Annotated in this window: 14 protein-coding genes; 2 read left to right on the top strand and 12 right to left on the bottom strand. The window is 50.2% G+C overall.

Annotation, left to right across the window (positions count from 1 at the left end; all coding sequences use genetic code 11):
* Positions 1-179 precede the first annotated feature (179 nt).
* Positions 180-1898: an extracellular solute-binding protein gene (locus SBI19_RS08835; RefSeq protein ID WP_317967130.1), complete on the bottom strand. Its 1719-nt coding sequence runs from the start codon at positions 1896-1898 to the stop codon at positions 180-182.
* Here SBI19_RS08835 and SBI19_RS08830 point away from each other — a divergent pair.
* A complete protein-coding gene (locus SBI19_RS08830) occupies positions 1825-4143 on the top strand; it encodes a helix-turn-helix domain-containing protein (protein ID WP_317967128.1) in 2319 nt (772 codons plus the stop codon). The genes SBI19_RS08835 and SBI19_RS08830 overlap by 74 nt on opposite strands.
* A 157-nt stretch (positions 4144-4300) precedes the next feature.
* Here SBI19_RS08830 and SBI19_RS08825 read toward each other — a convergent pair whose 3' ends face one another.
* The gene (locus tag SBI19_RS08825) at positions 4301-4681 is read right to left on the bottom strand and encodes a hypothetical protein (RefSeq protein ID WP_317967126.1); all 381 of its coding nucleotides are present in this window, start codon (positions 4679-4681) and stop codon (positions 4301-4303) included.
* A 48-nt stretch (positions 4682-4729) separates the two neighbouring features.
* On the opposite strand from SBI19_RS08825, the gene SBI19_RS08820 reads away from it, so the two are divergent.
* A complete protein-coding gene (locus SBI19_RS08820; RefSeq protein WP_317967124.1) occupies positions 4730-4990 on the top strand; it encodes a VOC family protein in 261 nt (86 codons plus the stop codon).
* Between the two features lie 141 nt (positions 4991-5131).
* On the opposite strand, the gene SBI19_RS08815 is transcribed toward SBI19_RS08820, so the two are convergent.
* The 10 genes from SBI19_RS08815 to SBI19_RS08770 all read right to left on the bottom strand — a co-directional run bounded on the left by SBI19_RS08815 (position 5132) and on the right by SBI19_RS08770 (position 12339).
* Positions 5132-5266, bottom strand: coding sequence for a hypothetical protein (locus tag SBI19_RS08815; RefSeq protein ID WP_317967122.1), 135 nt, complete (start codon positions 5264-5266; stop codon positions 5132-5134).
* Positions 5267-5282: 16 nt separating this feature from the next.
* Positions 5283-5630, bottom strand: a complete 348-nt coding sequence (locus SBI19_RS08810) for a helix-turn-helix domain-containing protein (RefSeq protein ID WP_317967316.1) — start codon at positions 5628-5630, stop codon at positions 5283-5285.
* 139 nt (positions 5631-5769) lie between these two features.
* Entirely contained in the window at positions 5770-6306 is a 537-nt protein-coding gene (locus SBI19_RS08805) for a DUF6886 family protein (protein WP_317967120.1), read from the bottom strand.
* Between the two features lie 231 nt (positions 6307-6537).
* A complete protein-coding gene (locus tag SBI19_RS08800; protein ID WP_317967119.1) occupies positions 6538-7590 on the bottom strand; it encodes an SAM-dependent methyltransferase in 1053 nt (350 codons plus the stop codon).
* Positions 7587-8375 (bottom strand): ABC transporter ATP-binding protein, encoded by a 789-nt coding sequence (locus SBI19_RS08795; RefSeq protein ID WP_317967118.1) that lies wholly within the window; start codon positions 8373-8375, stop codon positions 7587-7589. The genes SBI19_RS08800 and SBI19_RS08795 overlap by 4 nt, the downstream gene beginning before the upstream one ends.
* 35 nt (positions 8376-8410) lie before the next feature.
* Positions 8411-8746 (bottom strand): cyclic-phosphate processing receiver domain-containing protein, encoded by a 336-nt coding sequence (locus tag SBI19_RS08790; protein ID WP_317967117.1) that lies wholly within the window; start codon positions 8744-8746, stop codon positions 8411-8413.
* A complete protein-coding gene (locus tag SBI19_RS08785; RefSeq protein ID WP_317967116.1) occupies positions 8743-9579 on the bottom strand; it encodes a deoxyribonuclease IV in 837 nt (278 codons plus the stop codon). The genes SBI19_RS08790 and SBI19_RS08785 overlap by 4 nt, the downstream gene beginning before the upstream one ends.
* Position 9580: 1 nt before the next feature.
* Positions 9581-10396 (bottom strand): bifunctional DNA-formamidopyrimidine glycosylase/DNA-(apurinic or apyrimidinic site) lyase, encoded by an 816-nt coding sequence (mutM, locus tag SBI19_RS08780; RefSeq protein ID WP_317967115.1) that lies wholly within the window; start codon positions 10394-10396, stop codon positions 9581-9583.
* A gap of 36 nt (positions 10397-10432) precedes the next feature.
* Complete coding sequence (locus SBI19_RS08775) at positions 10433-11245, bottom strand: HAD-IIA family hydrolase (RefSeq protein WP_317967113.1); 813 nt, start codon at positions 11243-11245, stop codon at positions 10433-10435.
* A complete protein-coding gene (locus tag SBI19_RS08770; protein WP_317967111.1) occupies positions 11242-12339 on the bottom strand; it encodes a Gfo/Idh/MocA family protein in 1098 nt (365 codons plus the stop codon). The genes SBI19_RS08775 and SBI19_RS08770 overlap by 4 nt, the downstream gene beginning before the upstream one ends.
* Positions 12340-12878: the final 539 nt, after the last annotated feature.

Here is a 12878-nt window from a genome sequence, read left to right as displayed (position 1 = left end):
GTTGGTTGCAAGGTCTACGATAAAGGATGGTTGCGGTTACCGAAACAATCATTAGCTCATAAAGCCTGTAACGGCGCGGATTGTGAGCTAATGAGCATTGGTGTAATGACGCGGAATTAAGTTGCTCTTCATGGAAAAACCCCCGCTGTGCATCCGCACAACAGGGGTTCATCTCGTTCTTATTGCATGCCTTCATACTGTTCCTGCAGCTCATCGATGACCTTCGTCCCGCCGCTGCGCTTCCATTTGTCCACCTCATTCTTAAAGCCTTCTAGGTCGATCTGACCAAGCATATAGTTATAGGTCGCCTCCGTAATGATATTGTTTAATTCCTGTCCATGCTCATCGTATGTCTTCGAGTGCAAGCTAACCGATGGATCTTTGACTAGAAATTTCTCATTATCTGCTACTAGCCGATCAGCCAACTCCGTTAACGGTTCCTTCTGTGCCGCCTTCATGACGTTAGGATTACTAAGATCTGCAATCATGAGCGTATAAAGCGCGTTAACCTCACTAATCCTCAGCTCACTTGTAGACTCAGGTAAATAAGCCATCCCGCTTCGCTCTTCATAGTGTCGGCCTTCCAGACCATACAACATCATGTTCGCTACATCCTTCTCCATCGAACGGTCGAAGTACGCCAGCATCTCCCGCAGTTCATCCTCCGTCTTAATTGCTTTCTTGGAGAACAAATACAAACCATTGTAATTCGGCATCGACCAGATCCGATAGCCCTGCGGTCCTTCGATCCGATTCACGAGTGTGAAGGTTGCTTTCGGATTGACCGCTACTGTTTCCGTCGACAGGCGCTGCGCATCCGATATACTGCCGATATAGACGCCGGCTTTTCCTGTGATCAGCAGGTTGCGCTGAATATCTTTGCTCGTCACTGCAAAATCGGAGTTGATCAGCTTCTCCTCATACAGTTTGCGCATGAAATCCATCGTGTCGACGTAAGCCTGTGTCTCGAAATCCGCTGCGAACTTCCCATCCTGCAGCTGCCAATTGTTCGGCGCGCCGAAGTAAGAACCCAACGTTTTGAATGCGCCATACACCAGATCATTCCGATCTGCTAGTCCAATTGTATTCTTGACCCCATCGCCATCAGGATCGTTATACGTAAATTGCCGAATCACCTCATACAGCTCATCGATGGTCGTCGGCGGCTTCAGATGAAGGTGTTCCAGCCAATCTTGGCGAATAATAATACCTTGCCGCGATGAAGGTCGTTCCGTATATAAGCCGTAGATATGACCATCAACGGAAGCTTGCTTCATGATATTATGGTCCAAATGACGCAGGTTCTCGAATTCATCCAAGTAAGGACCAATATCCCAGAACACGCCTGAACGCATTGTATCGGCCATGTAGATATAGTCGGTGAATTTCACGAAAGTTGCTTTTTTCAGCGAGTTCGTTGTCAGCGCTGCGACCATTTTGTCCGAATACACGCCGTCCGGCACCCATGTGATTTCAACGTTGGTATTGGTTTGTTGCTCGATGCGGTCGATTATATCATTACTCGGCGGGCTTGGAAAATGGAGCGGCGCCATGATCGAAATTGTCGGTCGATCCTCCGCTGCTGAAGCGGTTGGGGCATTGCCTTGGCCCATTGCACAGCCTGTTGAAACCAGCAAGAGACTAGCCGAGCAGACGGTTAGCACTGCCTGATTGCGCGCCTGGTTCCAGCGAATCCGTCTGATTCGTCCTAATTCCCCCTTGTTCCAGGAGACAAATGCTGGCATAATTTTATTAATGTCATTCACAAATGGATAAATTTCGGACTGCATATCTGACCATTTTCTAGACAAGGTGCTGATGAACTTGAAATCGCTTACTTTTCTGAGCAAGCTGACGATATACGGTTTTCTGTTAAGTACACTACCGGTATTATTCATTGGCATCTTCTCCTACTTCACATCGTCGAATGAAATTCAGTCTCATGTGAATCGTGGCAAGCAGCAGCTCATTCGTCAAATCAACTCCAATGTAGAGCAAAAGCTAATGACTGTCAACCAAACACTAAATCAGGTTATTCATTCCACCGTCTTCCAGAAGGCGATGAAGCAGAAGATGACCGAAAGCGATTTTGCCCTGTATAACGACCTTCAGAATGAAATTCGGTACATGCAGTCGTTCGACACGAAGGTCGAGGACGTCATTCTTATGAACGAACGCTACAACTGGATGGTGAAGAACTCCGGGCTGTATCCGTTCGAGCAGTATAACCATTATCCTGAGTTGTCAGGACTCCTTCATAGCAGTGACGATACCGATTGGAAGCTGACGCCAACCACATGGTTCTACAGCGAAGAAAACACGAATATGGCTTCTTGTGATTACAGCATCAGTCTAATCAAGAAATGGCCGTCTGCCGGCCTCGAGCATTATGGTGCCGCAATTGCCAACATTCCGGTATGCAGCCTGCAGCAAATGGTGCAGCTTGATGATGAGGCGGATGCATCGGACAGCATTATTATTATCGACAGCAAAGGCCTTCTGCTGCTGCATCCTGATCCAAAGCTGATCGGCCACCCTGCCGCGGATGCAGGCTTGGCGGACTTTGCTAAGTGGAATGCAGCAGACGGGCAGCTTCGCTTGATGCTGAGCGGAAGCAATTTTGCCATAACGTATCATCGCTCGGATTTGAACAATTGGACCTACCTGTCCGCAACATCGATTGCCAGTCTGACCAGCGAATCGAACAAAATCGGTATGTACACCGCAACTGTCTGCTTCATCATGCTCATCATCTCGATTATCGTTGCTTGGCTAAGCTCTCGCCGCATGTACTCGCCGATCGAGCGGCTGCTGACGCAGCTTCGTCTTCGTTCGAATGACATGTCTTCCGGCCGCCGCCTTGCGAATGAGTTCCAGGTCATCGGCGAGCATATGCACCATTTGTTCCAATCGAATGAACGACTGCAGGATGAGGCGAATCAGCATCTCCAGCAAGTGAAGCTGTTTGACTTGATGCGGGCTTACCAAGGGGCGATTAAGCAAAGCGAAGTCGAGGAGCGGCTTATCCGATTCGGATATGGACTGCAGTTATCCCAATGGAAAACCATGGTCGTTATGAACGTTCAGATCGACTCCATAGACGGTACGCGGTATAAGAAGAGCGACATGGAGCTGCTGCAGTTCGCCGTTCACAATATGCTGCAAGAGCTTATCCCTGCCGATGATCGACTCGATCCCGTCTTTATCGATGGAACGATCGTTACGCTTGTTGGCAGTGAGACGGAACAATTGAAGTTGTTCAAGGACAGTCTGAATGACCTTGCGGTACGCGTGCAGGAGCATATTGCGACGGTGCTGAGCTTGAATATTAGTATCGGGCACAGCCTCCCCTTCCACTCGGTCTCGTCGATTGCAGTCGCCTATCGCGAAGGTCTGGAGGCGCTCAAGCATCGGATTCATCTTGGCGAAGGCATTATCGTACCGTATGAAAGCTTCAGCTCGGGTAAGCATTATCTTAACCTAACTTATCCGACGCATCTGGAGAACGAGCTGATGGATGCGATCAAGCTGACTGAACCAGACAAAGCGAAACCGCTGCTGAATCAGTTGATGAAGGCGATCTTCACGATCGAGCTGCCTCCGCAGGAGTATCAGATTCCGATGAGCCGGCTGCTTAACAACCTGTTGATTGTGATGCAGGAATCCGGCATCAGTCTGAAGGCGATCCATCAGGGCAATGACTCTCTGTTCGAGGAAATGCTCGATCTTCATATCGTTGCCGAGATCGAGGATTGGTTCTGGACGACCGTCATCAAGCCGATCATCGGCATTCTGAATGACAGGCAGAACACGCAGTATCATAACCTGTCAGAGAAAATGATCGAGTTAGTGCGCCGCTACTACGACACGGATCTGACGCTCGAGCAATGTGCCGCAACACTGCACTATAACGCTAACTACTTGAGCGGCGTCTTCCGCAAGGAGACGAATTATTCGTTCAGCGAGTACTTAGCGATGTACCGCCTCAATATGGCGAAGAAATGGCTTGCGGAGACGAACATGCCGATCAAGGATATTGCAGCCAAGCTGCAGTATAACAATCCGCAGAACTTTATCCGCTCGTTCCGTAAGGCCGAAGGGATTACGCCGGGGCAGTATAGAGAGAAACATATCGCGGTATAAAATGCATAGAACCTCCCTCGAGGGAAAGGCACTTGTGGCAATTGCCTCTCGAGAACCTGCAAGCGGCTCTTAGGTACGATGTGCCGGGAGTCGCTTGTGTTCTTTACAAAGTAAAAAAGCTGCACAATTTGAAATTGTTCAGCTCCTCTATTTGCTATCATTTACGTCTGAAGGGAACGACGACTCCCATTGTTGCAGCATCCGGTTGCTTTGCCTCTACAGGATATCGCTCATCCATTTCCAATCGATGAATGAAGTGAATCCATATATCTTTGAAGGTGCCGAAATTAACGTATATGCTATCCATGCTGAAAGTCATCTCGTACTTGGAGGATGTTAACTTATTGACATATTTGTACACGTCCACCATGAAAGCTTTAAAACGAATGATGTCTGTTTCAGGTGGAAACAAATTAGCGGTAGGTGTATCTGGGCTTAAATCATCTGGGTTCGTAACCAATTGGTTGTGTTCGACTGCAGAATGAAGAATATGTCTCCAAATCTCTCTACCGTACCGCTGTTGTATCGTCATTGTCATTCGTTCAGCCTCCTGAATTGAATACAAATTATTGAAGATCCGATTTGTTTGGAATTTGCGGTCGAGGACGGGGATTCGCGTGTTTCTCATTCTAATGAAACTGGCTTAACGTCTCAAATCAACTATTCGAATGGCGATCAAGCCGCTTACGGTTTTACGGTGGACGAGGATGTTCGAGCGCTTTATCAGCAATTCATCGACAAGGGGATTCAGGTAGGCAGGTTGTCCGAGTATGCAGGTCTGTCATTCAAGATCTATGATCCGGATGGAAATGCGATTGAGCTGTGGGAAGACTACCCGACAACGTAGTTGATTATTCCCGGTGATGTACATTCAAGGAATGAGAGATGTTACACGCCCCTGCTCTCCTAGGGGAGTCAGGAATAACACCTGTTCTATCCTTCTCAATATATGAAGTGACCTGGTTCTAGGAAGCCATGCAAGACGAACTCAGACATGGTACTTCTCTACAGGCGCATTCAAGACCCACTCCAGCATTTCGATTTTACCTTTAATCGATTCGAATTCGATTCTGTTCTCTTCGCTATGTATATTCTGAAGGAGCTGCTGTAATTGGATGATCATTCGTTTAATCTGATCTTCAGATCTCAGGGTTCTCACCTTCCATCTTGTTGAGGATGATCCAGATGTTCATCAATGTTTTCTTCTTCACGGCTGATGCGAATCTAACATCCGTAAGCCATGCGTCTTCATCGTTAGCGTATTTGCCCACACCTAACAGTTCATCTATAGACATCTCATACAATTCAGAGATTTTAATCAGTATTTCTAAACTCGGCATCCGTTCGCCGCGTTCATAGTTGCTCATTGAGGACGTACCGATATTGAGTTGTTTGCACACTTCAACTGCGGAGAGTCCTTTGTTAAGTCTAACTTGCTTCAATCGCTGCCCTATTTTCTCTGCAAAAGAAAGATTATTATTACCCATAACCAATACCGCTATCCTCCAGCACGATCTAGTCGTATAGTGTATTAGTATTAATCATATCACTTAATGTCCATTAACGTCGAGAAGTCGTTCTGTACAATGTTTATCGTATGCAATCTATTCATGCTAAACGATTTACTCAAGGCGCTTCATGACTTGCTGCCATTGGGGCCGCATTGCCAAAACGATGAATGCCGAAGTCAGTCAAGGTGGAACCAAGGATGGCGTTACGAAGCGGATGAAGGTTAGGCGTGAAGCGAATATCAATATTGAGTTGGATCAACATGTCGAGCGGATTGGTGATGACATCCATCCCGACAGGTGTTACAACCTCTTCGGAAATATAGTAACCAGCACTTTCGTCAAATAGGCGGAATGTCGCTGAGGGCAGCTCGTATCGAAATAAGGCAGCATTCTTGATCCTCTCGTACCAGCCCGTTTCGACCGTCATGACGATGTCTGAGGCCGTGGTGCCGAAGAAACGGACGATATCTTCCTCGGACATATCCCCCGATCGCGTGCAAATAATTCTTGGACAATCTCGCGGGACATAGAAAGTAAATTGATGCTCTTCGTCAATCGCCCATACGACCGGCGGCATGTCCTGCCGCGTCGCCTTCACTCTCGGATAGAAAACTTCAATATCGCTCTCACCGCTAAAATGAAACAGCCGCATTATTGTCCTCCGTGCATTAAAATGGATGGGACAAATACTTCCTAATCATGGAATTGCATTTTAGCATATCGCACCTTACTTCATCAATAAGAATTTGATACTAGAACGAAGTTATCGGTCTGGTAAAATCGTTCTTTCTCGCCGCTATAACAACGACTACTCTTCTGCACGTGCCCACTTCCCCTGCACAAACGAAAGGCGCACCACCATCCGTGGCACGCCTTCCTATTGTTAATATTGTTTCGTCATAAACAACGTAATTTCCTCACGATTGTGGAACAATTGCTTCGCTCGGTGCACGATGAAAGCCGACTCCAGCTTTGCGATTACATCGCGAATCGTCTGCAACGGCTTGCGGTGCATGAGCTTAATCGTAACGATCGCCGTCGCGCCATACGTCAACGACTCGTTCAAATCAAGCACAAGCTTCACCATCTGCATCGGACTCCAACTCATATCGCATACGAGCAGGTCGAATGTGTTCGGCTTGAATTTCACTTCCGAGGCGTTACGCTTCAGATAGGTGAGCTTCGGATGATTACGCAGTGACGGATGCATTGCACCTGGATCAATGGCTGTAACCGATACGCCTCTCTCGAGCAGAAGCGACGTCCATCCTCCCGGTGCTGCGCCAATATCGAGCGCCTCCCGATATTGCGTATAATCCAATCCAAAGGCACGCTCGGCCTCAAGCAGCTTAAACTTCGCGCGCGAGATTTGCTCCTCTTCCCGTTGAAACCGAATCGCGCCGCCAGGCCAGTCCGACATAAGCTCCTCGGGCGTTCCAATCCCCAAAAACAGCTGGTCCTTCACGGCGTAGATGGAGACGATAATCTCGGGTTTACGCTGGTCCGCCGTCGCGCCGACATCACGAAACACGCCGTCAAGCGATGTCTTCGTATCGAAAACGGAGTGCGTGTACGCACATCCTTCTGCTCGACGAACGTGCACGGCAGTCCGTTTGCCCGTAAGCTGAGCGCTGGCTTGACTTACCGCTGCTGCCAGCCAAGGAAGGACTTCTGACTCTTCGACCTCTGACAGAACTAGCGTTCCATCGATTGGCTGAATGTGCCGCAGAAATACTGGCGGTTGCATTTGAAGCTGTCGCAGTGTTTCTTCACGGTCTAACGGACTTTCGATGATGAACGTCTCAGCTGGTGCTAGAATGCGGACAGCTGCGCCTTCGATCGTACGGCGAACTTCCTCCATCGCCAACGGGGCATAACCTGTATTGGATGTTCCGATCCATGTCGTAACCGGCATGGTTTCTGTAACACTGCTCACACTGCGGCTCCCTTCTCCGAAGGCACCACGCGAATCCAAGGGCGCCCATGCTGCCAGTCGACTTCAATCGGAAGCTCATACGCTTCACTCAGAACCGAAGGATGCAGCACTTCTTCCTTCGAACCTGCGGCTGTAATCCGCCCTCCGCTCACAAGCGCGACATGCGTAAATAAAGGCATAATTTCTTCAATATGATGGGTGACGTAGATGACGGTAATATCCCGCTTGCGCAAATTATCCAGATCAACGAGCAGCTTCTCCCGCTCAAACAAGTCGAGACCCGAGCATGGCTCGTCCATAATGAGAAGCTTCGGATCCTGCATCAATGCACGCGCCAGCATAATTTTCTTGCGTTCGCCTTGCGACAAGGTTGCGAGCGGCTGCTCCGCTGTATGCAGCAGGCCTACCTCATCGATTAAGCGAAGAGCCTTCTCCTTCACTTCCGCAGGGATTTCCTGATAGAAACGCAGAAACGCGTATTCTCCGGTTGCGACAACCTCCCACACGGGATCGCGAAGCGTCAGCATCTCCATCAGCGATTGCGAGATATAACCGATCTTCTTACGAACCTCGCGTACATCGCATTCACCGAATCGGTTGCCGAGCACATCAACCGTCCCGCTGGATGGGAATTGATAACCATTCATAAACTCAAGCAGAGTCGTCTTACCTGATCCGTTCCGACCGAGAATGACCCACTGCTCGCCCTTTTGCACATGAAAGTTAACGCCATTTAATATCGTTCGATCACCGCGAATGAACGTAATATCCTGCATATGTATCATCGTCGTTCCCCCTTACATCCGTATCTTCCGCACTTCTACTCTTGCTGCGCGGCCTTCTTCTTCACTTCATCCGACATCGGACCATAATGCAGCTCTGTTGTCATTGGCGCATGCTGTGACAGAAGCCGATACATCTGCATCCGGCCATAATCGCTGGAGGTGTGCAAATACACTTCCTGCGGCCAGATCTGTTGACTGACCATGTATTCTACAACGTCGAGTCCCGTGGGCTCCCCATATCCAAGATCATAGTCGAGCGACAAAACGCCAATCGACAGCTCCTTAAGCATCAGCTTGCATTCATCCGCATTCCGAGCGAGAATGAAGCCTTTGGGACATGCCCGATAATCGTCCAGAAACAGATGATTCATCGCTTCGCTCCCCATTCCTGCATCCGCGTCAACTGACTCGTATGAGAGCCTGTCCCGTCCGTAGGCGTCTCTAATATGAATGGGATATGCGTTAGTAGAGGCTCCGTCAGCATCCAGCGCAATCCTGCTTCTCCGATCCGACCTTCTCCAATGACAGCATGCCGATCCCGTCTCATCCCTGAGTCAAACAAGCTGTCGTTAAAATGAATCGCCGCAATATGCGGCAGCACATCCGTATCTGCGGCCTTGCTCAGCCAAGGTGCTTGAGGCTCGCCGTTCCAACCGCCGCTGGCGAACAGGTGGCATGTATCGAGGCAGAATCCGATCTGTTCCGGCAGCTTGCACAGCTTCCGTATCGTCGCCAGCTCCTCGAACGTTGTTCCCATGAAGGCATGATCGCCTGCTTGATTCTCGATCAGCAGCTTCGTCCTGCCGGACCATCGCGCCGTCACTTCATCGAGTGCAGCGATAATATGCTGATAGCCGACAAGCGGCTCGGGTCCCTTATAGACGCCGAAATGCACAACAACGCCGATTGAGCCGCAGCTCTCAGCGATATCCAGATCGTTCAAGAGTGAATCAACCGTGCGCCGCCGCTGATCCGAATCTTCGGCTGCCAGATTCGTTGGGTACGGCGTATGCGCAATAGACACCAGTCCGTTCTCTGCACAATATGCCGCACACCGCTCCGCATCCGCGCGATCGAACGATTTGACCGACAAGCCACGCGGATTTTTCGGAAAATATTGAAACGACCTCGCCCCTGCCTCCGCCGCTCGAACAGCAGCCGCTCGATAACCTCCACGCGTGCTTACATGGCAGCCGTAGCTCATCTTATGCTTCTGGCTGGCAGGTCGGACAGAAGAACACTTTCTTCGTCGCAACCTCCGCCTGTACAATTGCAGTTCCACACTGCACGCAAGGCTCGCCACCGCGATCATAGACACGGCAGCGCTCATTGTAGCCGCCAGTCAGCGCATCCTCACGGGTGAATGGATCTTCCATATAGCCGCCATAGGCTGTTGCTTCACGCAGTACAGACTGCATCGCACGGAACAGTCTCTCCCAATCCTCCTGCTTGATTGCAGGGATTCGCACATTGGGACGAATCGATGCAGTGAAACAGATCTCATCCGCATAACAGTTGCCGATGCCAGCGATCGTATGCTGGTCGACTAAGGCCGGCTTCAATGCGCCGCGTTTGCCTTTGAACCGTTCCTTGAATTTCTCAACCGTCAGTCTCGTATCCAGCGGCTCTGGACCAAGCTCTTGGAAGCGTTCGATCGCTTCCTTCGCAGTTACTAGATGCACATAGCCAAGGCGCAATCCGATGCCGAACAGCTTCTGTTCGCCGAACGACAGCTCCACTTGAACTGTACGATCAGGACGATCCTCGTCATCTCCAAAGTAGAGGGAACCGCCAAGCATCAAATGAATAATTAATCTCCGTCCATCATCAAGATGAAGCAGCAAATGCTTGCCTCTGCGTTCGACGAACCAGACTACTCGCCCAGTAACCGCTTCAATGAACTGTTCTGGCGGTATATTAATCGTTTTGTCGCGTGTTACGACAGCGCCTGTTATCGTTCTGCCGGCAATTCGCTCCGACAGCAGCTTGCGATAGGTTTCCATTTCAGGCAGCTCCGGCATCCATCATCTTCCTTCCTGTCCGTACGTTTGCTTCTCTTATTGCCTGATTCGTTCCAATATATACGAGCCGAGTGCATCCAAATCCGCGCATACGACATCAGCACGGCAGCCCGCCTTCTCTGCGTACGTTTCCATGTTCTCGGCAGTCGTTAGACCGGTCAGCACAAGCGCCGTTCCGCAGCCAGCTGCTTTGCCAGCACCGATGTCAGTCGCTAGGTTGTCGCCGACGACCCATGTTTCATCTGCACGTGCACCAAGACGCTTAAGCGCATAATTCATTAAGATCGGCGATGGTTTGCCGATTACAGTTGGCGCCTGACCACTGGCTGCTTGAATCATCGCGCCAATCGAGCCAGCGCCAGGAATTAGCCCATGTTCAGAAGGAAGCAGAAGATCTGGATTCGTCATTACGAACTTCGCGCCTTTCAGAAGCTGGTCCACAGCGCCTGCTACCTTCGCATAAGTCAATTCGCGGTCAATTCCCTGCAAGACGATATCTGCGGCATTGTCTACAGGCTCCAAACCTGCTTCCTTCGCCGCTTCACGCAGTCCAGTCTCACCTATGATGTATACTCTCGCTCCGGGATGAATAGAGGCAACATATTCTGCTGCTGCACTTGCTGATGTACAGACGTCTTCTGGCGATGCTGGCAGCCCCATCCCGCGTAGCCGATCAGCGAAAGCGCCTGGCGTAAGAGAAGAATTGTTCGTCACATATCGGAACGGAACGCCGTTATCGATCAACAGCTGCATCAGTCGGTCCGCACCTGGAATCATTACATTGCCATGATAGAGCGTTCCGTCGAGATCGAGCAGAACACCCTTCATCGGTGGTAGTTGTGCTGTCATACCGAACCTTCGCCTGCCTTCGATTGCAGAATGCGGTCGATCCAGCCTTCTACGATAACGCCGTCCTTCAACGTCGGAGCAAGATCAGACCAACGATCGTCCCCTGCAAGACGAAGAATGTAGTGATGCAGCGCGCCAAAATGATTATCAACGGAGAAGCCCATCGTCGATTTCTCATCTGGAATAAGTGCCAAGGACGAAGGCTCAGGCCGCGCCCCTAGGCTGCCTTTCAACAAATGTACAGCCGGAACTGCATCGCGTTCCAGATCGCACGTGATCGAACCGCGCGTACCGACGATTTGAATGTCGAATGCATCCGAGCCTAGTGCAACTCGAGATACTTCCGCCATACCATTAATGCCGGAGGAAGTCGTCAGGTGAATAATTGCCCAATCATCTACGTGAACATCGACCAACTCGCTGCTTCCCGCAGCCGATGGACGACGCTTGACATGCGTATGTACACGGCCTTCTGCATGCTCGATATCTCCGAACCAATAACGGAACAAATCAAGCGCATGCACGCCTAAGTCACTGATCGCGCCGCCGCCAGACATTTTGTTATCCAGCCTCCAGCTGATCGGACGCTCTGGATTCAAGTAGCCGGAACGGCGATAAGCGATTTTACATTGCAAAATATCTCCGACGACCTGCTCGCGCACGAGCTCTCGGATTCGCATCGCTGCTGGATGATAGCGGAATGTAAATGCAAGTTGCTGCATGAGGCCGGATTCATTTACTGCAGCTTCCAACGCCTCAGACTGTAGGAACTGGTCCGTTATCGGCTTCTCGCAATAAATAGCTTTGCCGCCAGCAATAGCTGCTCGTACATCTGCATCATGGCGATTGTTCGGCGAACAAATATCGATAACATCAACTTGCTCGTCAGATGCCGCTTCCTCTACGGTGGACACAACCCGGCGGAAGCCGATTGCTTCTGCTTGTGCACGGTTTGCGTCTGGATTGCGGGTAATAATCGTATCAAGTACAGGCAGCGCCGGTATTTGCTTAATAATCGGCAGCGCACGAAGCGCTGTCATATGTGTCTTCGCTATATTACCGAAGCCGCTGAATGCGAATCGAATCGTTTTCATTGTCATTTCCCCCTGTTGCAGTCACTTCAGCCGTCCTACTAAACGCCTACTAGAGGAAGAACAGCCCTCTGCCACAATACCATAGCAACGCGCTTGTTGCCAAGTTACCCACCTAATTCCTCCCTATGAGGGAGGACTCAAGGGGCGGAGCCCCTTGGACCCCGATTAAGGGGCTTCGCCCCTTGAACCCCGCTAAGTACATTAGGGCTTCGCCCCTGTAACCCATTTAAACCAATTTTCTCTACCCACCTAAATCCTCCCTGCTAGGGAGGACCTCCGGGGTTTTCAACCCCGGGACCCCGGATGGAATAACGTTGGATAGATAGAGACGCGTATCAATTCATGACTGCTAGGACTCGCGTGCCCTTTGGGCACAGCTTACTGTTGTGGTGATTAGTGTGTTTGTCGGTTTTACCTCCCATAAGTGACGATTGAAGGTGCGTTTCTGCACCTACAATCGTCACTTCACCGAGCTTTGGAGCTAGACTAAAAAGTAGACACTCTGCAAGAGCGACCTGATACAATAAATAAAACTAAAA

The sequence above is a fragment of the Paenibacillus sp. CCS19 genome (genome assembly GCF_033239625.1).
Taxonomy (GTDB): Bacteria; Bacillota; Bacilli; order Paenibacillales; family Paenibacillaceae; genus Paenibacillus_T.
This window is presented reverse-complemented; position numbering and strand designations above follow the sequence as displayed.